23 protein-coding genes are annotated in these 23,814 nt (G+C 70.8%); 8 read left to right on the forward strand and 15 right to left on the reverse strand.

Annotated features, from left to right (window positions below; translation table 11 throughout):
- Positions 1-108 precede the first annotated feature (108 nt).
- Entirely contained in the window at positions 109-603 is a 495-nt protein-coding gene (locus AC07OQ_RS03665) for a GlcG/HbpS family heme-binding protein (protein WP_495051734.1), read from the forward strand.
- Positions 604-638: 35 nt separating this feature from the next.
- Here the strand turns inward: AC07OQ_RS03665 and AC07OQ_RS03670 are convergent, their stop codons facing one another.
- The 3 genes from AC07OQ_RS03670 to AC07OQ_RS03680 all read right to left on the reverse strand — a co-directional run bounded on the left by AC07OQ_RS03670 (position 639) and on the right by AC07OQ_RS03680 (position 3,768).
- Positions 639-1,511, reverse strand: coding sequence for an HpcH/HpaI aldolase/citrate lyase family protein (locus tag AC07OQ_RS03670; protein WP_495051735.1), 873 nt, complete (start codon positions 1,509-1,511; stop codon positions 639-641).
- Positions 1,508-2,659 (reverse strand): CaiB/BaiF CoA transferase family protein, encoded by a 1,152-nt coding sequence (locus AC07OQ_RS03675; protein ID WP_495051736.1) that lies wholly within the window; start codon positions 2,657-2,659, stop codon positions 1,508-1,510. The genes AC07OQ_RS03670 and AC07OQ_RS03675 overlap by 4 nt, the downstream gene beginning before the upstream one ends.
- 128 nt (positions 2,660-2,787) lie before the next feature.
- The gene (locus tag AC07OQ_RS03680; RefSeq protein ID WP_495051737.1) at positions 2,788-3,768 is read right to left on the reverse strand and encodes a Bug family tripartite tricarboxylate transporter substrate binding protein; all 981 of its coding nucleotides are present in this window, start codon (positions 3,766-3,768) and stop codon (positions 2,788-2,790) included.
- Positions 3,769-3,878: 110 nt separating this feature from the next.
- On the opposite strand from AC07OQ_RS03680, the gene AC07OQ_RS03685 reads away from it, so the two are divergent.
- The gene (locus AC07OQ_RS03685; protein ID WP_495051738.1) at positions 3,879-4,811 is read left to right on the forward strand and encodes a LysR substrate-binding domain-containing protein; all 933 of its coding nucleotides are present in this window, start codon (positions 3,879-3,881) and stop codon (positions 4,809-4,811) included.
- On the opposite strand, the gene AC07OQ_RS03690 is transcribed toward AC07OQ_RS03685, so the two are convergent.
- On the reverse strand, positions 4,801-5,619 hold the full coding sequence (locus AC07OQ_RS03690; RefSeq protein WP_495051739.1) for a M90 family metallopeptidase: 819 nt from the start codon (positions 5,617-5,619) through the stop codon (positions 4,801-4,803). The two genes, AC07OQ_RS03685 and AC07OQ_RS03690, sit on opposite strands and share 11 nt — an antisense overlap.
- Positions 5,620-5,737: 118 nt before the next feature.
- Between AC07OQ_RS03690 and AC07OQ_RS03695 the strand changes: the two genes are divergently transcribed.
- Complete coding sequence (locus AC07OQ_RS03695; RefSeq protein ID WP_495051740.1) at positions 5,738-6,940, forward strand: YbfB/YjiJ family MFS transporter; 1,203 nt, start codon at positions 5,738-5,740, stop codon at positions 6,938-6,940.
- Here AC07OQ_RS03695 and AC07OQ_RS03700 read toward each other — a convergent pair.
- The gene (locus tag AC07OQ_RS03700; RefSeq protein ID WP_495051741.1) at positions 6,921-7,151 is read right to left on the reverse strand and encodes a DUF2789 domain-containing protein; all 231 of its coding nucleotides are present in this window, start codon (positions 7,149-7,151) and stop codon (positions 6,921-6,923) included. The genes AC07OQ_RS03695 and AC07OQ_RS03700 overlap by 20 nt on opposite strands.
- Before the next feature lie 293 nt (positions 7,152-7,444).
- On the opposite strand from AC07OQ_RS03700, the gene lplT reads away from it, so the two are divergent.
- A complete protein-coding gene (gene lplT, locus AC07OQ_RS03705; protein WP_495051742.1) occupies positions 7,445-8,668 on the forward strand; it encodes a lysophospholipid transporter LplT in 1,224 nt (407 codons plus the stop codon).
- A gap of 66 nt (positions 8,669-8,734) precedes the next feature.
- Here lplT and AC07OQ_RS03710 read toward each other — a convergent pair whose 3' ends face one another.
- Positions 8,735-9,970, reverse strand: a complete 1,236-nt coding sequence (locus AC07OQ_RS03710; RefSeq protein ID WP_495051743.1) for a glycosyltransferase family 4 protein — start codon at positions 9,968-9,970, stop codon at positions 8,735-8,737.
- Positions 9,971-10,097: 127 nt separating this feature from the next.
- Between AC07OQ_RS03710 and AC07OQ_RS03715 the strand changes: the two genes are divergently transcribed.
- Positions 10,098-10,700: a hypothetical protein gene (locus tag AC07OQ_RS03715; protein WP_495051929.1), complete on the forward strand. Its 603-nt coding sequence runs from the start codon at positions 10,098-10,100 to the stop codon at positions 10,698-10,700.
- Positions 10,701-11,146: 446 nt separating this feature from the next.
- On the opposite strand, the gene AC07OQ_RS03720 is transcribed toward AC07OQ_RS03715, so the two are convergent.
- The gene (locus AC07OQ_RS03720) at positions 11,147-12,802 is read right to left on the reverse strand and encodes an aminotransferase class III-fold pyridoxal phosphate-dependent enzyme (RefSeq protein ID WP_495051744.1); all 1,656 of its coding nucleotides are present in this window, start codon (positions 12,800-12,802) and stop codon (positions 11,147-11,149) included.
- A 58-nt stretch (positions 12,803-12,860) separates the two neighbouring features.
- On the opposite strand from AC07OQ_RS03720, the gene asd reads away from it, so the two are divergent.
- Both asd and AC07OQ_RS03730 read left to right on the forward strand, forming a co-directional pair.
- Positions 12,861-13,727 carry an archaetidylserine decarboxylase gene (gene asd / locus AC07OQ_RS03725; RefSeq protein WP_495051745.1) on the forward strand — a complete coding sequence of 289 codons (867 nt, stop codon included), beginning with the start codon at positions 12,861-12,863 and terminating at the stop codon, positions 13,725-13,727.
- 21 nt (positions 13,728-13,748) lie between these two features.
- Positions 13,749-14,252 (forward strand): 3'-5' exonuclease, encoded by a 504-nt coding sequence (locus tag AC07OQ_RS03730; protein WP_495051746.1) that lies wholly within the window; start codon positions 13,749-13,751, stop codon positions 14,250-14,252.
- A gap of 10 nt (positions 14,253-14,262) precedes the next feature.
- Here the strand turns inward: AC07OQ_RS03730 and AC07OQ_RS03735 are convergent, their stop codons facing one another.
- The 7 genes from AC07OQ_RS03735 to AC07OQ_RS03765 form a co-directional block, all read right to left on the reverse strand.
- On the reverse strand, positions 14,263-14,661 hold the full coding sequence (locus AC07OQ_RS03735) for a DoxX family protein (RefSeq protein WP_495051747.1): 399 nt from the start codon (positions 14,659-14,661) through the stop codon (positions 14,263-14,265).
- A gap of 123 nt (positions 14,662-14,784) precedes the next feature.
- Positions 14,785-17,418 (reverse strand): diguanylate cyclase domain-containing protein, encoded by a 2,634-nt coding sequence (locus tag AC07OQ_RS03740; protein WP_495051748.1) that lies wholly within the window; start codon positions 17,416-17,418, stop codon positions 14,785-14,787.
- 215 nt (positions 17,419-17,633) lie between these two features.
- Positions 17,634-17,864, reverse strand: coding sequence for a cysteine-rich CWC family protein (locus tag AC07OQ_RS03745; protein ID WP_495051749.1), 231 nt, complete (start codon positions 17,862-17,864; stop codon positions 17,634-17,636).
- A gap of 1 nt (position 17,865) precedes the next feature.
- On the reverse strand, positions 17,866-19,401 hold the full coding sequence (locus tag AC07OQ_RS03750; RefSeq protein ID WP_495051750.1) for a malonate--CoA ligase: 1,536 nt from the start codon (positions 19,399-19,401) through the stop codon (positions 17,866-17,868).
- A 137-nt stretch (positions 19,402-19,538) separates the two neighbouring features.
- Positions 19,539-20,507 (reverse strand): Bug family tripartite tricarboxylate transporter substrate binding protein, encoded by a 969-nt coding sequence (locus AC07OQ_RS03755; protein ID WP_495051930.1) that lies wholly within the window; start codon positions 20,505-20,507, stop codon positions 19,539-19,541.
- A gap of 67 nt (positions 20,508-20,574) precedes the next feature.
- On the reverse strand, positions 20,575-21,858 hold the full coding sequence (locus tag AC07OQ_RS03760; RefSeq protein ID WP_495051751.1) for a malonyl-CoA decarboxylase: 1,284 nt from the start codon (positions 21,856-21,858) through the stop codon (positions 20,575-20,577).
- Positions 21,848-22,546: a GntR family transcriptional regulator gene (locus AC07OQ_RS03765; RefSeq protein ID WP_495051752.1), complete on the reverse strand. Its 699-nt coding sequence runs from the start codon at positions 22,544-22,546 to the stop codon at positions 21,848-21,850. The genes AC07OQ_RS03760 and AC07OQ_RS03765 overlap by 11 nt, the downstream gene beginning before the upstream one ends.
- A 217-nt stretch (positions 22,547-22,763) precedes the next feature.
- Here AC07OQ_RS03765 and AC07OQ_RS03770 point away from each other — a divergent pair, with 217 nt between their 5' ends.
- Positions 22,764-23,237 carry a hypothetical protein gene (locus tag AC07OQ_RS03770; RefSeq protein ID WP_495051753.1) on the forward strand — a complete coding sequence of 158 codons (474 nt, stop codon included), beginning with the start codon at positions 22,764-22,766 and terminating at the stop codon, positions 23,235-23,237.
- Between the two features lie 22 nt (positions 23,238-23,259).
- Here AC07OQ_RS03770 and AC07OQ_RS03775 read toward each other — a convergent pair whose 3' ends face one another.
- Positions 23,260-23,778, reverse strand: coding sequence for a response regulator (locus AC07OQ_RS03775; RefSeq protein ID WP_495051754.1), 519 nt, complete (start codon positions 23,776-23,778; stop codon positions 23,260-23,262).
- Positions 23,779-23,814 lie beyond the last annotated feature (36 nt).

Consider the following 23,814-nt stretch of genomic DNA (forward strand, 5'->3'; position numbering starts at 1 on the left):
AACTACGCGGTGGAGCGCGTAGCGCAACGCCTGTTCGCCGCACCGCGCCGCACCTACAGTGGAAGCACGACGGCCCGAGGGGCCGCTTCGACATCGTAGGAGCATTGCATGACGACAACGAACAAGCGCTATTTCCTGATCGGCCTGCTGGCTGCGGCCACCGTCGCCCAGGCCCAGGCGGTGCGCAGCGAGAGGAATATTTCGCTGGCGCTGGCCAACGAGATCGCCGGCCAGACCGTCGCGGCCTGCTTGGCGCAGGGCCACAACGTCAGCGCTGCGGTGGTCGACCGCGCCGGCGTGCTGCGCGCGCTTCAGCGCGCCGACCTGGCAGGCCCACATACCCTGGGCGCCGGCCAGGCCAAGGCCTTCACCGCGGTCTCGGCCAAGAACAATACCTTGGCGATGCAGGAGGCGGCGCAGAAGAACCCGGCCGCCGCGAACCTGGTCCATATCCCGGGCTTCCTGCTGCTGGGCGGCGGCGTGCCGATCCGCAGCGGCGGCGAGGTGATCGGCGCGGTCGGCGTCGGCGGCGCGCCGGGCGGCCATCTCGACGAGCAATGCGCGCTGGCCGCGCTCGACAAGGTCAAGGACCAGCTGAAGTAGCGAGGGGCCGGCAGCCCTCGCCGGGCCGCGGTCTGTCAGGTCTTCGCCAGCTCCAGCAGGCGCCGCGCGCGCAGCACCACCGGCAGGTCCACCATGCGGCCGTCCAGCTGCACCGCTGCGCCCTGCGCCGCCGCGTCGGCCGCCACGACGCGGCGCGCCCAGTCCAGTTCCTCTTCGCCCGGCCGGAAGGCCGCATGCACGCCGGACACCTGGCGCGGATGGATGCACAGCTTGGCACCGAAACCGTAGCGGCGCGCGCGCCGCACATCGGCCTGCAGCCGCGCGGTATCGCCGGTCTGCACCGTGACGCCGTCGATCGCGCTGGCCAGCCCGGCGATGCGGGTGTGCATCGCCAGCGCGAAACGCAGTGGCGCCAGTTCGCTCTCGTCGCTGTTGTCGCTGTCGTCGCTGTTGTCGCTGTCGTCGGGATTGCAGGCGATGCCGGTGTCGGCCATGAAGTCGATATGACCCAGCACCAGGCGCAGCACGCCCGGCGCCGCGGCGATCTCGGCCAGCGCGGCCCAGCCGCGCGCCGATTCGATCAGCGGCAGCAGCGGCAGCCCGAAAGCCGCCAGCTCGGCCAGCGGCGCGGCCGACTCGGCCTTGGGGCACATCAGCGCCGCCAGGCCCGGCAGCCGCGGCAGCAGGGCCAGGTCTTGCGCCCATTCGCCGGAGTCGCGCGCGTTCAGGCGCAGCAGCAGCGGCACCGGCTGCACGCGCAGCGCCGGCCATTGCGCGGCGATCGCCGCGCGCGCCGTGGCCTTCTCCGCCGGCGGCACCGCGTCCTCCAGATCCAGGATCACCGCATCGGCGCCGCTGTCCAGCGCCTTGATGAAACGCTCCGGCCGGTTGCCCGGCACGAACAGCAGGCTGCGTGCCTGTGCCAGCGGGCGGGTCACCGTGCTCATGCCTGCAGCCCCAGCTCGCGCAGGATCGCGTCGTTGTGCTGACCCACCGCGGGGATCGGGTCCATGCGCGGTTCGTAGGCGCTGCTGGCGCCCGGCGGCTTCAGCGCGGCAATCGGCCCGGCCGGCGAGCCGACCTCGGTCCAGCGCCGACGCGCGGCCAGCTGCGGGTGCAGCCAGACATCGGCCATCTCGTTGACATCGGCATTGGCGATCTGGGCGCGGTCCAGGCGCTCGCGCAGCTGCGCGCTGGAAAGGCCCGCGAAGCGCTCCAGGATCAGCGCGCGCAGCGCCTCGCGGTGCTGATTGCGCAGTGCATTGCTGGCGAAGCGGGCGTCGGCGGCGAGCTCCGGCTGTTCGAGCACCAGGGCGCAGAAGGACAGCCACTCGCGCTCGTTCTGCAGGCCCAGCATCACGGTGCGGCCGTCGCCGGCCTGGAAGGGGCCGTAGGGGTAGATGGTGGCATGGGCGGCGCCCAGGCGCGGCGGCGGGCTGGCGTCCTGGTAGGCGTAGTAGAGCGGGTAGCCCATCCATTCGCTCAGGGCCTCCAGCATCGAGATGTCGATATGCGAGCCCGCGCCGGTCCGGCCGCGCAGCAGCAGCGCATTCAGGATGGCCGTGTAGGCATACATCGCGGCGGCGATGTCGGCGATCGAGGCGCCGGCCTTGACCGGCTCGTCCGGCGTGCCGGTCACCGACAGGAAGCCGGCCTCGGCCTGGATCAAGAGGTCGTAGGCCTTGCGGTCGCGGTAGGGGCCGTCGTTGCCGTAGCCCGAGATGTCGCAGACGATCAGGCGCGGGTACCTGGCGCGCAGCGTGGCGGCATCGAGGCCGAGGCGCGCGGCGGCGCCGGGCGCGAGGTTCTGCACGAACACATCGGCCCGGGCCAGCAGGCGCTGCATCACCTCGGCGGCCGCGGGGCTCTTCAGGTCCAGCGCCAGGCTTTCCTTCGAGCGGTTGACCCAGACGAAGTGCGAGCATTGGCCGGCCACGCGGTCGTCGTAGTGGCGGGCGAAGTCGCCCTCGCCGGCGCGCTCGACCTTGATGACGCGCGCGCCCTGGTCGGCCAGCTGGCGGGTGCAGAAGGGCGCTGCGATCGCATGTTCGAGCGAGACGACGGTGATGCCGTCGAGCGGGCGGGGGCTAGTCATGGTCAGGTTCCGTTCAATCCGATCGGCTCGTCGCGGACCCTGAAGATCCAACGGCGCCCGAGGATCCGGCTTCGCCGGTCCTGCGGGCGCGCCCCCTCGAGGGGGCGCGCGCAGCGCGTAGGGGGTGGTCAATCGATCTTCGCGCCGGAGGTCTTGACGATCCTGGCCCAGCGCGCGATGTCCTCCTGGAGCAGGGCCGCGAACTGGGTGGGCGTTGCGCTTGCCAGCTCCATGCCCTGCGCGCTCAGCGCCGCACGCGTCTCGCTGGTGACCAGCACCTTGCCCATCGCGTCCTGCAGCTTGCGCTCGATGTCCGCGCTGACGCCGCGCGGCGCGAACAGGCCCACCCACAGCGTGCCGGCATAGCCCGGCACCTTCTCGCCAATCGCCGGCACGTCGGGCAGGGCCGGCGAGCGCTGCGGCGAGCTGACGCCCAGCGCCAGCAGGCGGCCGCTCTTCAGATAGCCCAGCACCGAGGGCAGGCTGGCGAAGGCGATCGGCACCTGGCCGCCGATCACGTCGGTCAGCGCCGGCGCGACGCCCTTGTAGGGAATGTGCTGGATCTCCAGCCCGGCCGTGCTGTTCAGCATCTCGCCCAGCAGATGGTTCAGGGTGCCGTTGCCGGCCGAGGCGTACTGGTAGCTGCCGGGCTTGGCCGCCTTCACCGCCTTCAGGAACTCGTCCAGGCTTTTGGCCGGGAAGGCCGGGTTGACGACCAGCACATTGGGCACCGTGCCGACCAGCGCGATCGGCGCGAAATCCTTCACCGGGTCGAAGCCCGGTGCCTTGTAGACCGCCGGGTTGATGGCCTGGCTGCTGCTGATCGTCATCAAGAGCGTGTAGCCGTCCTTGGCCGCCTTGGCCGCGGCCTGGGTGCCGATATTGCCGCCGGCACCGACCTTGTTCTCCACCACCACGGTGCCGCCCAGCACTTCGCCCAGGCGCTGGCCGACGATGCGCGCGACGATATCGTTGGTGCCGCCGGCGTTCTGCGGCACGATCAGGGTGACCGGCTTGACCGGGTAGTCGGAAGCCTGGGCCGGAACCTGGGCGGCCAAGCCGAGGGCCGCGAGGGTGGTGCTCAGGACGAGGCGTAGCTTGCGCTGCATGGGATTTGTCTCCGTTGATGTGGGGCGATCTTGGCCGCGGCGCCGGCCTGCAACAATGGCCTTTTTTTGGGAGCGAGCCTTCCGCATCCCGGAAGGCTGGAGAGACTGCCGTGCATCTGAGCCTGAGTGATCTGCGCCTGTTCGTCGCCGTGGCCGAGTTGGCCAACCTGACCCGCGCGGCCGAGCACGTGCACCTGTCGCTGACCGCCACCAGTACGCGCATCCGGGCGATCGAGCAGCAGGCCGGGCTGCCGCTGCTGGAGCGTCGCGCGCGCGGCGTGGCGCTGACGCCGGCCGGCGAAGCCTTCGCCCATCACGCCAGGCTGATGCTCTTGCAGGCCGAGACCCTGCGCGCCGAGCTGCGGGAGTACGGCGGCGGGCTGCAGGGCCATGTGCGGGTGTTCGCCAACACCACCGCGGTGACCGAGTTCATGCCCGAGATCCTGGCCGGCTTCCTGGCCGCGCATCCGCGCGTCACGGTGGGCCTGCGCGAGCATGCCAACCACGAGATCGCGCGCGGCGTGCGCGAGGGCCGCGCCGACCTCGGCATCGCGGCCGGCGCGGTCGACCGGCAGGGGCTCTCGGCCTTCCATTTCGCCACCGACCGGCTGGTGCTGGTGAGCTCGAAGCGTCACCGTCTGGCGCGGCGCGCCCAGGTGGCGCTGGCCGAGGTGCTGGGCAAGGGCGAGGCCCTGGTCGGCATGCACGAGGGCAGCACGATCGAGCGCTTTCTGTCGCGCGTGGTCGAGGATATGGGGCGGCCCGCACTGAAGCTGCGCGTTCAGGTCGGCAGCTTCGACGCGATGTGCCGCATGGCGGAGGCCGGCGTGGGCCTGGGCATCGCGCCGGAGTCGGCGGCGCGCCGCCATCAGGCCGCCGGCATGGGCATCGCGCTGGTGAAACTGGCCGACGACTGGGCGCTGCGCGAGCGCTACCTGCTGACGCGCGAGGGCCAGCGCCTGCCGAGCTATGCGCATGAGCTGATCGCGCGCATCTGCGCGCATCACGGCACGGTCTGGCCCGGCGCCGGAACTACCAGCTGAAGGGGTTGATCCGGTAGTAGCGCGCCAGCTCCTGGTAGAGCGCCGGGTGCGCTTCGGCCAGCTGCAGCGGCTGCTCGAAGAACACCTCGCTGGCCACGGCGAAGAACTCGGCCGGGTCGGTGGCGCCGTAGTCGCTCAGCAGCCCCGGCTCGCCGCGCGCGGCACGCGCCCGCAGCGCGTCGTACTCGGCCCGCAGCACGCGCGACCAGCGCGCGTAGGCGGCGCGGTCGCGCAGCGCGGGGGCGCCGCTGGCATAGCCCTTGGCCTGGTCCAGCTGATGGGCGAACTCGTGGATCACGACATTGCGGCCGTCGGCCGGATCGGCCGCGCCGTCCCGCACGTCCGGCCAGGACAGGATCACCTGGCCCTGGGTCCAGGACTCGCCGGACAGCAGGCGGCGCTGTTCCATCTGCACGCCGGCCGCGCCCTGTTCGGGCCGTTCGACATAGAAGGCGCTCGGATACAGCAGCACCTGGCGCAGCTGCGGGTAGTAGCCGCGCGCGGCGCCCAGCAGCGGCAGGCAGGCCTGGGCGGCGATGGTGACGCGCATCTCGTCGGTGACCGCCAGACCGCCGCAGCCGATGATCGGCTTCTCGGCCAAGAAGACCTGCATCAGGCGCTTCAGGCGCAGCTGCAGATCGGGCGGCAGCCGGGCCACCAGGGGCACGCGCCGGCGCAGGATGCGGCGCCAGGCCTGGGGGAAGGGCCGGCGCTGCAGCCGTGCGCGTCGCCAACGCAGCAGCAGCGGCTGGCCGGCCAGGGCGACGATCAGCACCAGGGCCAGCAGGCAGATGATCAGCAGGGCCATCGCGCGGGGGTGGGAACCGTGAGGGGATAGATGGCCGGCAGATGGGGGCGGCGGCAGGATTTCAAGTCTGCGGCTACGCTCGGGGCCCATGCGGAACGACACGAACGACGGGAACGATATGACAGACAAGCGCGGGCTGCGGGCCTGGCAGGTCATCGCCGGCGGCATCGCCGGCCTGGTGCTGACCATCGGGCTGGCGCGCTTCGCCTACACGCCGCTGCTGCCGCTGATGCAGGCCCAGGCCGGGCTGTCGGACCTGGCGGCGGGCTGGCTGGCGGCGACCAACTACCTCGGCTATATGAGCGGGGCCCTGCTGGCCGCCACGCTGGAGGATGCGCGCTGGCGCCACCGCCTCTATGGCTGGGGCCTGCTGCTGGCGCTGGCCAGCACGGCGCTGATGGCCGCGAGCAGCAACCTCTGGGTCTGGGCCCTGTCGCGCTATGTCGGCGGGCTGTGTGGCGCCGCCGGCATGCTGCTGGGCTCGGGGCTGGTGCTGGGCTGGCTGATGCGTGCCGGCCGGCGCCCGGAGCTGGGCCTGCATTTCATGGGACTGGGCCTGGGCATCGTGGTGTCGGCGCTGGGCGCGATGGCGATGACGCGGCTGGCGCTGGACTGGGCCGGGCAATGGCTGGGCTTCGTGCTGCTGGGCCTGCTGTTCCTGTGGCCGAGCTGGGCCTGGCGGCCGCCGGTGCCGCCGCCGGCCGCGGGCCCGCAGGCCGGCGCGGCGGCGCCCGGGCGGCGCTGGCTGGCGCTGATGGCAGCGATGTACTTCTGCGCCGGCTGGGGCTTCGTGATCAGCGCCACCTTCACGGTGGCCATCGTCGAGCGCCAGCCGCTGCTGGCGGGGCAGGGCCCCTGGGCCTGGCTGCTGGTGGGGCTGGCGGCCACGCCCGCGGTGTTCCTGTGGGACAGGATCGCGCGGCGCCTGGGCGAACTCAATGCGCTGGCGCTGGCCTTTGCGCTGCAACTGCTGTCGGTGCTGCTGGCGGCGCTGTCGGGCTCCCTGGCGGCGGCGCTGGCCGGGGCGCTGCTCTATGGCGCCACCTTCATCGGCATCGTCAGCCTGACCCTGGCCCTGGTGGGGCGGCGCTCGCCGGGCAACCCCGGCAAGGCGATGGCGCGGCTGACGCTCAGCTACGGCGTGGCCCAGATCAGCGCGCCGGCGCTGGCCGGCAGCATGGCCCAGGCCAGCGGCAGCTACCAGGCCGCGCTGGGGCTGACCGCGGCCGTGCTGGCCCTGGGCATGGCCCTGCTGATGCTGCTGCGGCGCGAGGGCGGGGCGCGGCCGATGCCGGGGGCGCTCAGTGCAGGGCCAGATTGAGCTGGTCCACCAGCTCGGCCCAGTCGGCGTCCGCGCGCAGCTGCTGGCGCAGCAACTCCGCCTGCGCCGGCGTCCAGAAGGGCGCCTCGCTGAGCGGCAGGGAAGCCGGCAGGGGGCGGTGCGCGTCGATGAAGGCGCGGATGTCCGGTTCGGTCGCCGGCAGGCCCAGCTGGGCGAACAGTTCCGAGAACCGATGGTTCGAGGGTTCCATGGCGACTCTCCGTGGCTGTGGTGAGGGCGGGGCCGGTATCCGAGGCCTCCGGCGCCCCACTCTATACCCGCTCGGGGGCGGCGCTGCCAGGGAACCCTTGATGGCTTCCCTGGCATCGCCATAGCCCTTCCGGATCCTGCCCTGGGCCTGCCCTTGAGCTGCTGCGCGGGGAAGGGAATGGGCCGAAGCCCTGCCGGGCAGGCCGCCGTCACGCCGGTGTCGCCCGCCTGTCATCGCCCTGGCATCGGGGCGGGCTCCAATCGGCCCATGCGCCGCTCCCCAGCACCCGTCCGATGCCGCCCGGCTTCCATCCGCTGATCGCGGCCCAGTTCTGTTCGGCGCTCGCCGACAACGCGCTGCTGATCGTCACGATCGCGCTGCTGCAGCGCGAGGGCCTGCCGCTGTGGTGGGCGCCGCTGCTGAAATTCGGCTTCACCCTGTCCTATGTGCTGCTGGCGCCGCTGGTGGGGCCCCTGGCCGACGCGATGCCGAAGGCGCGGCTGATGGCCTGGATGAACGGACTGAAGATCCTGGGACTGGCCGGCATGCTGGCGGGCTGGCACCCGGTGCTGGCCTACAGCCTGGTGGGCCTGGGCGCGGCGGCCTATGCGCCGGCCAAGTACGGTCTGGTCACCGAGCTGGTGCCGCCGCGCCAGCTGGTGGCGGCCAACGGCTGGCTGGAGGTCAGCATCGTCGGCGCGGCGCTGCTGGGCGCGGTGCTGGGCGGGCTGCTGGTGGCGCCCTGGCTCGGGCTGTCCTTCTTTGGATTGCAGGGGCTGGACGCTTCCCTGCTGCTGCTCGGCGCCGTCTATGCGCTGGCGGCCCTGCTGCAGCTGGCCGTGCCGGACAGCGGCGCGCGCTATCCGGCCGCGCGCCGGCATCCGGCCCAGCTGTGGCGCGATTTCTGGCGCGCCAACCGGCGCCTGTGGCGCGATGCCGAGGGCGGCCTGTCGCTGGCGGTCACCACCCTGTTCTGGGGCGTCGGCGCGACCCTGCAGTTCGCGGTGCTGCGCTGGGCCGAGGCGCGGCTGGCGCTGCCGCTGGAGCGCGCCGCCTATCTGCAGGCGGCGGTGGCCGTCGGCGTGGTGCTGGGCGCGGCGGCCGCCGGACGCTGGGTGCCGCTGGCGCGGGCGCGCCGGGTGCTGCCGCTGGGCGTGCTGCTGGGGGCGCTGATCGTGCTGCTGGCCTGGGTGCAAGACCTGACCCTGGCCCTGCCGCTGCTGGCGCTGACCGGCGCGGTGGGCGGGCTGCTGGTGGTGCCGATGAACGCGCTGCTGCAGCACCGCGGCTGCCAGTTGCTGAGCGCCGGGCGCTCGATCGCGGTGCAGGGCTTCAACGAGAACCTCAGCGTGCTGGCGATGCTGGGCCTCTACGCCGGCGCGCTGGCGCTGGATGCGCCGCTGCTGCCGCTGATGAGCGGCTTCGGCGTCGCGATCGCGCTGGCGATGACGGCGCTGATCCGGCGTTCCAGGCAAGCGGCGATCCATGGGCAGGTGGCCGGCCAGGCCTCCGACTGAGCGCGGGCAGATCCGGCTTCGCCGGGCTCCTTGATGGGGCGTGCGCAGCGCGTAGGGGAGGGATTCTTAGGCCAGCTGCGCGGTGACCTGGGGGCGGGTCGAATAGCCCGGCGCATCGACCAGGCCGGTGTAGATGTTCTCCAGGCCGGCCACGATGCCGGCCCAGCCGAGCTCTTCGGCGCGCGCGCGCGCGGCCGCGCCCATCGCGCGCAGGCCCGCCAGATCGCCGCCCAGCAGCCGCGCCAGGCGCAGGAATTCGGGCGTGTTGCCGAAGGGGGCCCGCCAGCCGTTGACGCCGTTGTCCAGCAGCTGGGCCGCTGCCGCGTAGTCGTAGGCCAGCACCGGCAGGCCGCTGGCCAGGGCCTCGGGCGTGACGTTGCCGAAGGTCTCGGTCAGGCTGGGGAAGACGAACAGGTCGCCGCTGGCGTAATGGGCGGCCAGGTCCTCGCCATGGCGCATGCCGGCGAAGATGGCGTCCGGCAGGCGCGCCCGCAGCTCGGCGCGTGCCGGTCCGTCCCCCACCAGCACCAGGCGCGCGCGCGGCTGGATCTGGCGCAACGCCTCGAAGGCATCAACCAGGGTGGCGAGGTTCTTCTCCGGCGCCAGCCGGCCGACATGCAGGACCACCGGGTCCTGCTCGCCGGCACCCCAGGAGGCGCGCAGGTCGGCGCTGCGCCGGGCGGGATCGAAGAGCTGGGTGTCGACGCCGCGCGCGAGCACGCGCACGCCCTGGAAACCCAGGCCTTGCAGCTCGTCGCGCAGGGCCATGTCCGGCACCATGGTGCACTGCGTCCGGTTATGGAACTTGCGCAGATAGACCATGATGGGCTTGTTGAGCCAGCCGATGCCGTAATGCTTGCTGTAGGCGTGGAAATTGGTGCGGAAGTCCGAACAGATCGGCAGTTTCAGGTAGCTGGCGGCCTGCAGCGCGGTCCAGCCCAGCGGGCCCTCGGTGGCGATGTGCACGATGTCGGGCCGGCGCAGGGTCCAGAGCTGCACCAGGCTGCGCTTGGAGGCCATGCCCATGCGCAGATGCGGGTAGCGCGGGATCGGCAGGCCGCGCATCAGCACCTCGTGGAAGCGCTCGTCCGCGCCGTCGCTGGCCTGCTCGCCCTTTTGCTGGCGCGGGCGCAGCAGCTGCACCGCATGGTTGCGGGCGCGTAGGCCCTCGACGACGCAGGCCACGGTGCGCGCGACGCCGTTGACCTCGGGGGGGTAGGTCTCGGTGACCAAGGCGATGCGCAGCGAACGGTGCAGCGGTGGCGCCTCGTCGACCTCAATCTCGGTGGGCAGCGGCTTCATGGGGCGCATGTTGGCGGCGCATTGCGGCAATTCGATGACGGTCCATCGTCACCAACGCTTCATATGCAGGCTTCACCATCCGGTCATCATCCAACCACCGTCGGGAGCCGATGTGACCAAGGACTTTATGCAAGCGCTGGCCGTGCAGCGTTGGGACGACCACCGCTACTACCACCACAGCCGCATCAACCAGAGCCTGCACCTGCTCAGCGCGCTGAGCTTCGTCGCGGCCTACGGCCTCTTGCTGGTCGATCCGCCGCTGGCCGCGCTGCTGGCCTGGCTGGTCTCGATGACCAGCCGCCAGGCTGGCCATTTCTTCTTCGAGCCCAAGGGCTACGACCATGTGAACCAGGCCACGCATGAGCACAAGGAAGACATCAAGGTCGGCTACAACCTGCGCCGCAAGGTGGTGCTGATGGCGCTGTGGGCCGGCTCGCCGCTGCTGCTGCTGGCCCAGCCCACGCTGTTCGGTGCCTTCGCCGCGCCGGCCGTCGACCTGTTCGAGTTCGCGCGCCAGGTCGGCTGGATGTGGCTCTTCCTCGGCGTGGCCGGACTGCTGTTCCGCACCGTGCACCTGTTCTTTCTGCAGAGCGTGGGCACGGGCCTGGTGTGGATGACCAAGATCCTGACCGACCCCTTCCACGACATCATGCTCTATCACCGCGCCCCGCTGTACCTGCTGCGCGGCGAGCTGATCGACCCGATGGGGCATGTGCAGCACGAGGCCTGACACGGGCGGACTGCTTTCTAAGACAGAGGAAGCGGGAGCAGTTGGTGTCGCGTCTCGGCACGAAGCGGTCGGTCGCTAACAGTGGGCGGGATCAGGCCGCCTGGGTGCTCTGTTCCGCTCCTGTCCCCCGGACCAGGCTGCGCCTGCTCCTCCTCCTTGACCTCACTTCACAGAACACCCAGCCGTCCTGATCTGGTGGCGCTGGTTTTCTGCGTGACAGGCAGTGCACCGACCCGCCAAGGGTGTCGGGTGAGGGGCGCAGTGAGGTCAAGGAGGAGGGCCGGGCCGCAGGCCCGGTCCGGGGGACACGAACGAAGCTCCTCGCCCGATGCCCTTGGCGTGCCCAACAGCCGCTTCGAGATTCGGCATCGAGCATCGGTGCTTCCCAAGGCCTTCCATAACCGGCAGGCCCGTCGCGACATGGGGTCGCGGCGGGCCCTGGCTATTCAGCCGAAGCGCTCGGCCAGCATCTCCCTCAGCAACTGCCGCTTGATGCCCTTGTTGCTGAGCCCCGGGGCCTGCCACCACCAGCCGTCGGCCAGCATCGCGCGGCCGGCGGCGACGAAACGTGCGAGCACCTCGTCGAACAGCGCCTCGTCGTAGTCCAGGCTGAAGATCAAGCGGCCGGTGCCGACCCAGGACAGCCACAGGCCCTGCCGCCGCAGATAGAACTGCAGCATCCAGTTGTAGCGCGAGGGCTCGGTGTAGCTCACGGTCCAGATGGTCGACAGATTGGCCACCCGCACCGGCACCCCGGCCTCGGCCAAGGCCGCGTTGAGCCGCGCGGCGCGCGCATCCTGGCGGGCGTCCAGATCGTCGTAGAGCGCCAGGGTCGCGGGCCGCTCCAGCCGGTCCAGGAAGCTGGCCATCGCGCCCATCACATGGGGATGGCTGTTGAAGGTGCCGCGCGCGAAGCACAGGTCGGCCGGGCGCTCCTCGCGAAAGCGCTTCATCAGCGCGGCCTTGCCGCACAGCACGCCCACCGGCAGGCCGCCGCCCAGGGTCTTGCCATAGGTGACCAGATCGGCCTGCACGCCGAAATAGTCCTGCACGCCGCCCGGCGCCAGGCGGAAGCCGACGAACACCTCGTCGAAGATCAGGGCGATGCCGCGTTCGTCGCAGACCTTGCGCAGCGCCTTGAGCCAGGTCGCATAGGCCGCGCGTTCGACGCCGCCGGCACGGCGCGAGCTGTCCACCAGCGAGGAATCGCCCGGCGCGCCGCTGTTGGGGTGCAGGGCCTGCAGCGGATTCACCAACACGCAGGCGATGTCCTTGCGCGTGCGCAGCACATGCAGGCTTTTCGCGTCCATGTCCTTTAGCGTGTAGGTGTCGCGCGGCGGCTGCGGGTTGCCGGGGCCGGGCTGCACGTCCTCCCACCAGCCGTGGTAGGCGCCGCAGAAGCGCACCAGATGGCTGCGGCCCGTGTGGTAGCGGGCCAGGCGCACCGCCTGCATCACGGCCTCGGTGCCCGACATGTGGAAGCTCACCTCGTCCAGGCCGGAGATCTTCTTCAGCCGCGCCACGTTCTCGGCCACCAGCGGGTGGTAGGCGCCCAGCAGCGGGCCGAGCGCGGCGACGCGCGCGCTGCCCTCGGCCATGCATTCCTTGTAGAACTCGTGGCCGAACAGGTTGACGCCGTAGCTGCCCGAGAGGTCCAGCCAGCGCTGGCCGTCCAGGTCGACGATCCAGGGGCCCTCGGTGGCGGCCACGAAGCTGCCGAGCTTCAGATGCTGGCGCAGATAGGGGCTGAACTGGTAGGGCACGCGGTAGGCGCCGGTGAACTGCAGGTCGGAAATGCCCGCGCGCGCGGCTTCGGTGGCGGCGATCGAGCGCGGATGCGCCTCGGCCAGCGCCCGGGCCAGCGCGTGGAAACCGGCGCTGCGCCGCTGGGCGAGCTCGGGCGGCGCGCCGTCGGCCGCGAAGAAGCGCGCCTCGTCGTAGGCATAGCCCGGCACCTGGGCGGCGATGCGCTTGGCGATGCGCGCATGGCCGGCCAGCGAGCGGTGCTTGGCGCGCGACAGCTCCAGGCGGCGCTTGGCCTTGGGGATCAGGCCGGCCAGGGCCAGCGCGGCCAGGGCGTACAAAGAGAGGGTCTCGTCCATATGGCGGTCACACAAGATAAGCAGACTCGTATCTGTAACCACTTCAGTTGACGATCTGATGAAGCTTGTGGCTCTGTGGCGTGACCGCCTGCTGCAGCAGGAGGACCTGAACTTCCTGCTGACCAACCGCATCCCGCGCCTGGCCCTGACCCGGCTGGTCGGCTGGTACAGCCGCATCGAGAGCCCGCTGCTGGCGCGCTGCTCGATCGCGGTCTGGCGCCTGTTCACCCGGTTGGACCTGGGCGAGGCGCGGAAACAACGCTTCAGCAGCCTGCAGGACTGCTTCACCCGCGAGCTGAAGGCCGGCGCCCGGCCGCTGGCCGAGGAGCCGGGCGCGCTGCTGAGCCCCTGCGACGCGATCGTCGGCGCCTGCGGCGCGGTGGAGCGGGGTCAGGTCTTCCAGGCCAAGGGCTTTCCATACTCGGTGGGCGAGCTGTTCGGCGACGCGGCGCGCGCCGCGCCCTTCCTGGGCGGGCAGTTCGTCACCCTGCGCCTGACCTCGGCCATGTATCACCGCTTCCATGCGCCGGCCGATCTGCGGATCGAGCATGTGACCCATATCGCCGGCGACACCTGGAACGTCAACCCGATCGCGCTGAAAAGGGTGGAGCGCCTGTTCTGCCGCAACGAGCGCGCCGCCATCCATGCGCGGCTGGAGGACGGCCGGCCCGTCGCGCTGGTGGCGGTGGCCGCCATCCTGGTGGCCAGCCTGCGCCTGCATTGCCTGGACCTGCTGCTGCATGTCGACTACCCGGGGCCGCATGAGCTGCCGGTGGATCCAGACCGGGCCCGCGCCGCCAAGGGCGAGGAACTGGGCTGGTTCCAGCAGGGTTCGACCATCATCGTCTTCCTGCCGCCGGGCTTCGAACTGGTGCTGCGCAGCGGCCAACAGATCCGGATGGGGGAGGTCCTGGCACGCGGCTAGCGGCTTACACTCGCTTGCACCATGCCGATGGAGCCGCCCGCCGTTCTCGACCTTGAAGCCTCGGGTTTCGGGCGTGGCAGCTACCCGATCGAGGTGGGCTTCGTCGCGCCGCGCGGCGGCCCCTTCTGCAGCCTGATCAGGCCGCTACCGGGCTGGGAGCATTGGGACCCGGCGGCCGAGGCCCTGCACGGCATCAGCCGCGAGGCGCTGCAACGCTGCGGCAAGCCGCCCGCCTGGGTGGCGGTCGAGCTGAACGGCCGGCTGGCCGGCCAGACCGTCTATTGCGATGGCTGGGCCCACGACTACAGCTGGCTGGCGCGCCTGTTCGATGCCGCCGAGCTGCTGCCCGCCTTCCGCCTGGAGGACCTGCGCGTGCTGCTGTCCGAGGCCGAGGCGCGCGACTGGCAGCGCGTCACCCAGCAGGTGCGCCGCGAGCAGCAACTGGCGCGTCACCGCGCCAGCGCCGATGCCCGCGTGCTGCAGCTGGCGCTGCTGCGGGTCAAGGGCGAGCCGGCGCTGGCTTGAGCGTGTCCGCCTAGTTCCACCGGCCCTTGCTGCCGCCGATGCTGAGGCGACCGGCGCCCAGCAGGACCAGGGCCAGGGCGGTGAAGAGGTAGAAGGCCTGCAGTTCCAGCGCCCAGCCGCCGTTCTTGCTCAGCTCGCCCAGTTGGCCCATGTGCACCAGGGCGACGGCCACCACCATATTGATGGCGACCACCAGGGCCGCCGGCCGGGTCCAGAGGCCGACGATCAGCAGCAAGGGGGCCAGCACCTCGCCGACATAGACCAGATAGCCCAGCGCCTCGGGCAGGCCCTGCTTGGCCATCAGGCCGGTGATGAAGGCGGGGCCGCCGACCAGCTTGGCGATGCCGTGCAGCAGGGTGAGCAGGCCCAGGGTCAGGCGCAGGATGAGCTTGGCAATGTCGTCGTACATGGATAGGTGTTGTGGTTGGGGAGCTCGCCCGCGGTTTGCGGGCCGGCCGGCAGTGTCCCGGCGCGGGCCGCCGGCGTCAATGCGTTCGCGCCCCAGCCTGGCGCAAGCCGGCCGGCCGCCGGGTCAGCCGCAGAAGCCGCCCCGGTACACCCCGCGGCCGGCGCGCTTGGCTTCGTAGAGCTTGGCGTCGGCCTGGGCCACCATGACCGCCAGATCGGTCGCCCCGCCGCGCGCCACGCAGTAGCCCACGCTGACGCCGACCGTGATCTCATGGGTGTCGATCATGAAGGGCTGGGCGATCGCCTGCACCAGCTTGGCCGCCACCGTCTCGGCGTTCTCAATCGAGTGCAGGGCCGGCAGCAGCACCGCGAACTCGTCGCCCCCCAGGCGCGCCACCAGGTCATGCGAGCGCAGCGCGTGGCGCAGCCGGCCGGCCACCGCGCGCAGCAGCGCGTCGCCGGCCGGATGGCCGTACTGGTCGTTCACCGGCTTGAAGCGGTCCAGGTCCAGGTAGAGCAGGCACAGCAAGTTGTCGTGCTGGCGCGCCAGCGCGAACTGCTCGTCGGCGCGCAGTTCGAAGCCGCTGCGGTTCAGCAGCTGGGTCAACGGGTCGGTCAGCGAGGCGTCGCGCAGCCGCGCCTCCTCGGCCTTGGCGCTGGTGATGTCGTGGGCGATCAAGACCGTGCCGTCGACCTCGCCGTCCTCGCGCCGCAGCGGTGCGTACTGCGTGTCGAGCACCAGCGGCTCGGAGCGGACGCCGAAGTCATGCTCGCGGTGCACCACCCGGCCGTCGAGCGCGGCCTGCACCAGCGGCAGGCTGTGCGCGTATTCCGCCTCGCCCAGCAGCTCGCGCAGCGGGCGCCCGATCCAGTCGGCGCGCTGCACGCCGAACTGCTGCTCGAAGGCGCGGTTGAAGAACAGGAAGCGCTGCTCGCGGTCCAGCACCGAAATCATCGTGGGGGCCACCTCGGCGACAGCCTTCAGCATCGCCTCGCTGCGCTCGCGCTCGCGCAGCGCCTGCACATGGGCCGAGATGTCGCGCAGCAGGACCGAGACGGTTTCGATCTCGCCGTGCCGGTTGCGGTGCACCAGCACCGAGCTGGCCACCGGGAAGGAGCGGCCGTCCAGGTCCTGCAGGGTGCTGCGGCCCTGCCAATGGCCCTGGGCCAGCGCCTCGGGCGGCAGGGTGGCCAGGAAATCCCGGTCCGGGGGTGCCGGCAGAAACGGCCGGTAGGTCAGGCCCGCCAGGCCGGCGTCCGGCGCCAGGCCCAGGCGGCGCCGGCCGGCCGGGTTCAGATAGCTCATATGACCCTCGGGGTCGAACTGGCAGATGTAGTCGGGCGTCTGGTCGAAGATGGCGTGCAGGGTGCGCTGGGCGTCCTGCTGGGCCATGCGCTCGGTCACGTCGTCCACCGTGCCGGCCGCGCCCACCACCCGGCCGCGCAGCCGCAGCGGCGCGGTGCGCACCGCGAAGAGCCGGCATTGGCCGTCGGGCCGGCGCACGCGCCGCATCACGTTGATCGCGTCGCCGGCGGCGATATGCTCGCGCCACTGCTCGCGCGTCGAGGCGCGGCTGTCCTCGGGCAGCAGGCTCAGCCAGCCCCAGGCCAGCTGGTCCTCGCCCAGGCCGTGCATCTGCAGATAGGTGTCGTTGGCGTAGTTCAGCTGCCCCTGGGCGTCGCAGCGGAACAGGCCCAGCGGCGAGGCGTCGCTGGTGGCGGCCAGCGCGGCGTCGCGCTCGCGCGCCAGGCGCTGCATGCGGCTCAGCACCAGCGTGATCAGCAGCGCCACGGCCGTGATGCCGCTGCTCAGCATCAGCACCAGGTCGCGCTGCTCGGCATGGTGGCCCAGCGTGGCCTCGACGCCCTGGGCCACGATCAGCTTGATCTGGTAGTTGCCCAGCGTCTCGAAGCCGGCCAGGCGCGACCGGCCGTCGGTGGTCGCGCCGGTGCTGAGGAAGTTGCCGCTGCGCTGGGTCTTCAGCACATGGCTGCGGCTCATGCCGGTGAACATATTGCGGCCGGTGAAGCCGGCCACATCGGGCAGGCGCAGCAGGCCCACGCCGTCGCCGCGCAGCAGGGTCACCGTGCCCTCGGCGCCGCGCGCATAGGGCTGCAGCAGCTCGGCCAGCTTGCGCGTGTCGATCACGGCCAGCAGCAGGCTCAGCTCGCCGCTGGGTGCGCTCATGCGCATGGCCAGCGGCAGATGGGTCGGGGCGCCGGGGCGCAGGATGATCGGGCGGCCGAGCACCAGGCCCTCGGCCTCGGGCGTGCTCAGCAGGCCGACGAAATCGGCCGCCGGCAGCGCGGCAAAGGGCTGGTCGGTCTGCGAGGGCAGGCGGTAGAAGCGGCCGTCGCGCGTGCCCAGCAGCACGTCGACCAGGCCGCGCGAGGTGTCGCGCAGGGTCTCGGCCAGCTGCACCAGCGAGGCGTCGTTGAGCGGCTCGCGCTGGCCGCGGGTCAGCAGCCACAGGTCGACGGTGCGCAGGCTGGTCTCGGCGTCGCCCAGCACGGCGTCGAGCTGGGTCGCGGCGGCGCGCGCCGAGGTGGTGAGCTCGCGCTGGTAGTCGGCCGTCAGGCGTTGCGGGTAGGCGATCGAGAACCAGGCCACCACGCCCCACATCATCAGCAGCACCAGGCCCAGTGCCACATAGGGTCCGGCGCGCATCAGGCGTTCGACCCAGGCCCGGCGCGCGGGCGTTCCAAGCAGCAGGCGGAAGGCGCCGCGCGGCATGTCGCTGAAGAAGGCCCGACCCATGGTCGGTCATTGTGCCCGGCCCCGGTGGGGCTGCCCAGCCCGCGGGTGGGCGGCCTGGCAAGTCGATGTTTCGGCGCCGGGGGTCAGGCGTTGCCCCGTCCCCGGGGTGCTGGCATCGGAGTGTCTTTGAACTTGACGCCGTCGGCGTCGATGCGGGTCTGGCCGACATCGGTGCCGGCGTAGCAGTCGCCGGCGGGGGCGGACAGCCGGGCAGGCTAGGTGGACGGGTCGGGCGGCGGGCCGGCTTGCGGTGTTTGCAACACCCCCATCGAAGGGTGCTCGCGCTGCAGGGCCTGCAGGCAGGCGATGCACAGGCAGCGCTCGTAGCGTTCGCGCAGCAGGGCCATCAGCTCGGGCGAGAGTTGCAGGCCGAAGCAGGCGCAGCCCGCGGCGTCGTTGACCCCGCAGTGGAAGGCGCCGCCGCAGCGCGGGCAGGTCTCGTCCATCTCAGCCGAACAGCGTCTGGTGCTGCTCGCGCAGCAGGTTCTTCTGCACCTTGCCCATGGTGTTGCGCGGCAGCGCGTCGACGATGAACACCTTCTTGGGCACCTTGAAGTTGGCGATCTGTTTTTTCAGCGCGCCGGCAATGGCCTCGCCGTCCAGCCTGGCGCCGGGCTTGGGCACGATCACCGCCACCACGCCCTCGCCGAAGTCGGGATGCGGCAGCCCGATCACGGCCGACTCGGCCACGCCGGGCATGTCGTTGATATAGCCCTCGATCTCGGCCGGGTAGACGTTGTAGCCGCCCGAGATGATCAGGTCCTTGCTGCGGCCTACGATCGTGAAATAGCCGCGCTCGTCGCACTTGCCCACGTCGCCGGTCTTGAACCAGCCGTCCGCGGTGAACTCTTCCCGGGTCTTCTCGGGCATGCGCCAGTAGCCGGCGAACACATTGGGCCCCTTGACCTCGATGCTGCCGATCTCGCCGGTCGGGCAGGGGCCCCCAGCGTCGTCGTGCACCCGCATGCCGACGCCCGGCAGCGCGAAGCCGACCGTGCCGCCGCGGCGTTCGCCGTCCGCGGCGCGGTAGGGGTTGGAACTCAGCATGATGGTCTCGCTCATGCCGTAGCGTTCCAGGATGGTGTGGCCGCTGCGGGTCTGCCAGTCCTTGAAGGTCTCGATCAGGAGCGGTGCCGAGCCGCTGACGAACAGGCGCATAGGAGCGCAGGCCGCCGGCGTCAGCGCGGCCTCGCCGAGCATGCGCACATAGAGCGTGGGCACGCCCATGAAGATCGTGGCCTCGGCGAAACGCGCGATCACGGCCTTGGGATCGAACCTGCCGAACCAGATCATCTTGCTGCCGTTCAGCAGCGCGCCGTGCGAGGCGACGAAGAGCCCGTGCACATGGAAGATCGGCAGCGCGTGGATCAGCACGTCGCCTGCCTGCCAACCCCAGTAGTCCTTCAATGTGCGGGCGTTGCTGAGCATATTGCCGTGGCTCAGCATCGCGCCCTTGCTGCGCCCGGTGGTGCCGCTGGTGTAGAGGATGGCGGCCAGCTCGTCGGCCTGCTTGACGGCCGGCTCGTGCCGGTCGCTCATCGCGGCCGCGCGGTCCAGCAAGGTGCCGCTGCGGTCCTCGTTGAGCGTGAAGACGTTCTGCGTGCCGGCCTGGAAGGCGATCTTGCTGACCCAGCCGAAGTTCTTGCCGCTGCACACGACGACGGCCGGCTCGGCATTGCCGATGAAATACTCGATCTCGGCGGCCTGGTAGGCGGTGTTCAGCGGCAGATAGACATAGCCGGCCCGCAGCACCGCCAGGTAGAGCATCAGCGCCTCGACGCTCTTCTCGGTCTGCACCGCGACGCGGCTGCCGGCCGGCAGCTCAAGCGAAGCCAGCAGATTGGCCAGCATCGCGGTGGCGCGATCGATGTCGCGCCAGCTGTAGGCCAGGCCGGCCTGATCGCCGTCGGCGCACTCGATCGCGGTGCCGTCCAGATCGGCGGGGAAGGCGGCGCGCAGCGCCGCGAACAGGTTTGCGTTCATGTGAGGAATTTTCCTTCTGCGCTCGCGAGGCGGTCTACGCATTAGCACGGCCTCATCGAGCGGAGCCCGGGGATCCGGCTCTGCCGGGCCCTCGGGCTCGCCCCCTTGAGGGGGCGCGCGAAGCGCGTAGGGGGTGGTCAATCAAGCTTCGCCCCGGAACTCTTGACCACCTCGGCCCAGCGCTTGATCTCGCCGTTGACGAAGCCGCCGAAGGCGTCGCCGTAGAGGCTGGGCACCTCGGTGCCCAGGCCGGTCCAGGCGCTCTTGATGGCCTCGTCGGCGAAGGCCTTCTTCAGCTCGTTCTGCATCGCGGTGACGATGTCCTTGGGCGTGCCCTTGGGCGCCCACAGGCCATACCAGGTGGCGACCTGGTAGGTCGGCACGCCGCCCTCGGCGCTGGTGGGCAGGTCGGGGAAACCGGGCGCGCGCTTCGGCGCCGCCACCGCGATCGCCTTGATGCGGCCGCCCTTGATGTGGCTGGCGCTGGAGCCCAAGCCGTCGAACATCATGTCCACCTGGCCGGCGATCAGGTCCTGCAGCGCCGGGCCGGCGCCGCGGTAGGGGATGTGGGTGATGAAGGTCTTGGTCTGCAGCTTGAACAACTCGCCGGCGAGGTGGTGCGAGGTGCCGTTGCCGGCCGAGCCGTAGTTGAGCTTGGCGGGGTTCTTGCGGATGTATTCCAGCAGGCCCTTCAGGTCGGTGGCCTGCACCTTGCTCGGGTTGACGACGATCACCTGGGGCACGCTGGAGATCAGCGCCACCGGCACGAAGTCGTCCTCCAGCTTGTAGTCCAGCTTGGGGTACATGCTGGGCGCGATCGCGTGGTGCACCGCGCCCATGAAGAAGGTGTAGCCGTCCGGCGCGGCCTTGGACGCCAGGGTGGCGCCCACGGTGCCGCCGGCGCCGCCCTTGTTGTCGATGATGAACTGCTTGCCGGTCTGCTTGCTCAGCTGGGCGGTCAGCGGGCGCGCGAAGGCGTCGGTGCCGCCGCCGGCCGGGAAGGGCACGACCCAGATGACGGGTTTGCTGGGCCAGCTCTGGGCCTGGGCGCCGGTCGCGCTCATCAGCAGCGCGGCGCTGGCGGCCAGCAGGGTGCGGCGTGTCATGCGATTCATCGATGGGTCTCCTGTGGCCGCTGCGCGGCTTGTTATGAACTTGTGCAGAGAGGGCCGCTCAAAGCAGGGCGGCCACGCCGCGTGAATAGGCGATCTCGCCCTGGATGAAGGCCTCGTGATGGCCCTCGATTTTGCCCAGGTCGTAGAGGTAGTTGACCATCATGCCGCAGCTTTGCTTCAGGCCCTTGGTGCCGCGGTTGCCCAGCGGGTTGAGCCGTTCCAGCCGCGCGCCGTTGTCGAGATGGAAGCGTGCCACCGGGTCGCCCTGTGGCGTGGCGGTCTGGCCGATCAGGTAGGTGGCGGCCAGGCGCAGCAGGGCCTGCTGCTGGCCCTCGTCCAGCTTGGCGAGGGTGTCGGCCTGGCTCAGTTTGGGCCATTCGCCGCCACAGGCCTCCTGCAGCAGCGCGCGTGCCGTGCGGGCGCGCTCCAGCTGGGCCTTCTTCAGGCCGGGCAGTTCGGCCAGTTCGGTCCGGGCCAGCCAGGCGGCGAAGCCGGGTATCGGCGAAAGGGTGCAGAAGGTCTTGAGCTTGGGGATCTCGCGCTGCAGATGCTCGGCCACGCGCTTGATCAGGAAGTTGCCCAGCGACACGCCCTTGAGCCCGGGCTCGCAGTTGCTGATCGAGTAGAAGACGGCCACCTTGTATTTGTCGGCCGGCATGGTTTCGGCCTTCTTGTCGATCAGCGGCGCGATGGCGCCGGGCATCTCGGGCAGCAGGGCCACCTCGACGAAGATCAGCGGTTCCTCGGGCAGCTGCGGATGGAAGAAGGCGAACAGGCGGCGGTCGGGCTGCAGGCGGCGGCGCAGATCGTCCCAGCCGTCGATCTCGTGCACCGCCTCGTGGCGGATGATCTGCTCCAAGAGCTGGGCCGGCGAGTTCCAGTCGACCTGGCGCATCTGCAGGAAACCGGGGTTGAACCAGGAGCTGAACAGGTGCAGCAGATCGGCCTCGACGCCGCGCCATTCGGGATGCTTGGCCAGGCCGGTCAGCAGCGCGCGGCGCAGCCGCACCAGGGTGCCGGTGGCGCCGGGCGCGCGGTTCAGGCGGCGGAACAGCTCCTGGCGCGGCGGCTCGCTGATGCGGATCAGCGCCAGCAGCTGCTCGGCCTCGGGCTCGTCGGCATAGGCCTGGGCGGCGGCCAGCACGGCCTTGGGGTCGGGGTTGAAGTCATGCGCCAGGCGGTGGAACACCGCTTCCAGCGAGGACGGTTCCAGCGCGGCCAGGCGCGCCACCAGTTCGCGGGCCAGGCCCAGGCTGTTGGCCTCGCCGCGCTCCGAGAGCAGGCGGCGCGCGGCGATCAGGAATTGGCGCTGCTGATGCTGCAGCCTGAGTTCAGTCAACATGGCTTGCTTCTCCGGGTGACAGGGCTTTCAGGGCGGCCAGGGCTTCCAGCTGCGCCAGCAGATGGGCCTGCATCTCGCGCTCGGCGGCCGGAGCATCGCCGGCCGCCAGCGCGGCCATCAGGCGGCGATGCTCGGCCAGCGAGGCCGCGAGGCGGCCCGGCGACTTCAGCTGGCGCCCGCGCATCAGGCGCAGGAACTTGCGCAGATCGGTGGTGACGCGCTCCAGCCAGCGGTTCGCGGCGAGCGCCTGCACCAGGCTGTGGAACTGGTGGTTGACCCGGTAGTAGGCGTCCAGGTCGCCGGCCGCGGCGGCCAGCTCGAGCTGTTCGTGCAGCTGGCGCAACGCCAACACATCGGCCGGGGTCGCCTTGCTGGCGGCCTCATAGGCGCAGCGGCCCTCCAGCATCGCCATCACCGGGAACAGGTCGGCGGCATCCTCGTCGCGCATCTCGATCACGCGGCAGCCCTGGCGCGGCAGCAGTTCCAGCAGCCCTTCCGCCACCAACACCTTCAGCGCCTCGCGCAGCGGCGTGCGGCTGATCGCCCATTGCTCGGCCAGGTGCTTCTCGTCGACCAGGGCGCCGGGCGCCAGCTCGCGCGCAAAGATCATCGCGCGCAGCCGGGCGGCCACGCCGTCGTGCATCGAACTGCCGCGCAGAGGGGGGCTGTTGTGGAAGCTGCTGTCCATGATTCGATGATTTCGTAATTGCATAATTACAGCCTCCTGTGCCGTCCGCATCGGGGTTGACCCGGGGGTAGGGCCGGCATGGTGTTCTCGCCAGGGCCACCAGTCCCGAGAGGCTGGCTCGACCGCCCGAAACGCGCCGGCGCCTGACAACTCGTCACAGCATCGGCCGCCGTCCTGGAGGAAAGTTGTCGATGCCCCGACCCCAGAAGGCTCTGCGATGGAAAGCAACTCCGCCTCGCCACCGATGCGCCAAGATGCGCTGACGTTGCTGCGTCAAGACATGCAGGAGATCGAGCTGCTGTTTGAAAACCTGCGCCAGGCGGGCGAGGCCGGTGCGCCAGCGGCCGAGCGCCGGGCCTCGATGCAGCGGCTCGGCGCGCGCCTGCGTCTGCGCAAGCAGCTGCAGGCCGAACTGCTCTATCCGGCCCTGAACGACAAGGGCGCGGCGCTGGCCAGCGTTCAGCCGCGCAATGAGCAAATTGCGCGCCGGGTCGCGGGTCTGGCGCGGCAGGCCATCGATGAGGATCAGATCCTGGAGGAACTGGAGGCGCTCGCCCGCGAGGTGGCCGAGTTGGCGGCCTTCGAGGAAGAGCAGATCCAGCCGCGCGCCATCGGTGTCGATCTGGACGATCTGGGTTCGCGGATGGCTCGGCGCCGTGGCGAGTTGCTGAAGGACTTGCCTGCGGGCTGAGACGCGCGGCTGTCGGCCGATCTCAGCTCAGTCCCGGTAGTTTCAGCCAACGCCCCAGCCGTTCGCGCAGCGCCACGAAGTCCAGCGGCTTGGTGAGGTGCTCGTCCATGCCGGCCTCCATGCTGGCCACGACATCGGCCTCCAGCGCATGGGCCGTCAGCGCCAGGATCGGGAAGGCGGGCAAGCGGCCCTCGCGCTGCAGCTCGCGCAGGCGGCGCGCGCATTCCAGCCCGTCCATGCCGGGCATCTGGATGTCCATCAGCACCAGATCGGGCGCGGCCTCCAGGCACAGCGACAAGGCCTCCAGCCCGTTCTTGGCCAGGCGGCTGTGCACGCCCATCAGCGACAGAAATTCCAGCGCAACGACCTGGTTGATATGGTTGTCCTCGACCAGCAGCACCGTGGGCCTTTCGGCCACCCGAACCTGGGGCTTGGTCGCGCCGCCCGTCATCGTGCTGTTTGCCGCTTCCCGCAGATCACCGGGCTGGACGAGCAAGGTGCCGGCATCGGAGCGGGGTGGGAAGGTCAGCGTGGTATTCATTCTTGGGCCTTTGTTGTCCTGTCCCGGGGGCGCGCA

The organism is Roseateles sp. GW821-FHT09B06 (assembly GCF_059418245.1).

Bases quoted from the DNA above. Each gene is read 5' to 3' on its own strand.
- AC07OQ_RS03665 (WP_495051734.1), top strand. From the start codon at position 109: ATGACGACAACGAACAAGCGCTATTTCCTGATCGGCCTGCTGGCTGCG.
- AC07OQ_RS03670 (WP_495051735.1), bottom strand. From the start codon at position 1,511: ATGAGCACGGTGACCCGCCCGCTGGCACAGGCACGCAGCCTGCTGTTC.
- AC07OQ_RS03675 (WP_495051736.1), bottom strand. From the start codon at position 2,659: ATGACTAGCCCCCGCCCGCTCGACGGCATCACCGTCGTCTCGCTCGAA.
- AC07OQ_RS03680 (WP_495051737.1), bottom strand. From the start codon at position 3,768: ATGCAGCGCAAGCTACGCCTCGTCCTGAGCACCACCCTCGCGGCCCTC.
- AC07OQ_RS03690 (WP_495051739.1), bottom strand. From the start codon at position 5,619: ATGGCCCTGCTGATCATCTGCCTGCTGGCCCTGGTGCTGATCGTCGCC.
- AC07OQ_RS03695 (WP_495051740.1), top strand. From the start codon at position 5,738: ATGACAGACAAGCGCGGGCTGCGGGCCTGGCAGGTCATCGCCGGCGGC.
- AC07OQ_RS03700 (WP_495051741.1), bottom strand. From the start codon at position 7,151: ATGGAACCCTCGAACCATCGGTTCTCGGAACTGTTCGCCCAGCTGGGC.
- lplT (WP_495051742.1), top strand. From the start codon at position 7,445: ATGCCGCCCGGCTTCCATCCGCTGATCGCGGCCCAGTTCTGTTCGGCG.
- AC07OQ_RS03710 (WP_495051743.1), bottom strand. From the start codon at position 9,970: ATGAAGCCGCTGCCCACCGAGATTGAGGTCGACGAGGCGCCACCGCTG.
- AC07OQ_RS03715 (WP_495051929.1), top strand. From the start codon at position 10,098: ATGCAAGCGCTGGCCGTGCAGCGTTGGGACGACCACCGCTACTACCAC.
- AC07OQ_RS03720 (WP_495051744.1), bottom strand. From the start codon at position 12,802: ATGGACGAGACCCTCTCTTTGTACGCCCTGGCCGCGCTGGCCCTGGCC.
- asd (WP_495051745.1), top strand. From the start codon at position 12,861: ATGAAGCTTGTGGCTCTGTGGCGTGACCGCCTGCTGCAGCAGGAGGAC.
- AC07OQ_RS03730 (WP_495051746.1), top strand. From the start codon at position 13,749: ATGCCGATGGAGCCGCCCGCCGTTCTCGACCTTGAAGCCTCGGGTTTC.
- AC07OQ_RS03735 (WP_495051747.1), bottom strand. From the start codon at position 14,661: ATGTACGACGACATTGCCAAGCTCATCCTGCGCCTGACCCTGGGCCTG.
- AC07OQ_RS03740 (WP_495051748.1), bottom strand. From the start codon at position 17,418: ATGGGTCGGGCCTTCTTCAGCGACATGCCGCGCGGCGCCTTCCGCCTG.
- AC07OQ_RS03745 (WP_495051749.1), bottom strand. From the start codon at position 17,864: ATGGACGAGACCTGCCCGCGCTGCGGCGGCGCCTTCCACTGCGGGGTC.
- AC07OQ_RS03750 (WP_495051750.1), bottom strand. From the start codon at position 19,401: ATGAACGCAAACCTGTTCGCGGCGCTGCGCGCCGCCTTCCCCGCCGAT.
- AC07OQ_RS03755 (WP_495051930.1), bottom strand. From the start codon at position 20,507: ATGACACGCCGCACCCTGCTGGCCGCCAGCGCCGCGCTGCTGATGAGC.
- AC07OQ_RS03760 (WP_495051751.1), bottom strand. From the start codon at position 21,858: ATGTTGACTGAACTCAGGCTGCAGCATCAGCAGCGCCAATTCCTGATC.
- AC07OQ_RS03765 (WP_495051752.1), bottom strand. From the start codon at position 22,546: ATGGACAGCAGCTTCCACAACAGCCCCCCTCTGCGCGGCAGTTCGATG.
- AC07OQ_RS03770 (WP_495051753.1), top strand. From the start codon at position 22,764: ATGGAAAGCAACTCCGCCTCGCCACCGATGCGCCAAGATGCGCTGACG.
- AC07OQ_RS03775 (WP_495051754.1), bottom strand. From the start codon at position 23,778: ATGAATACCACGCTGACCTTCCCACCCCGCTCCGATGCCGGCACCTTG.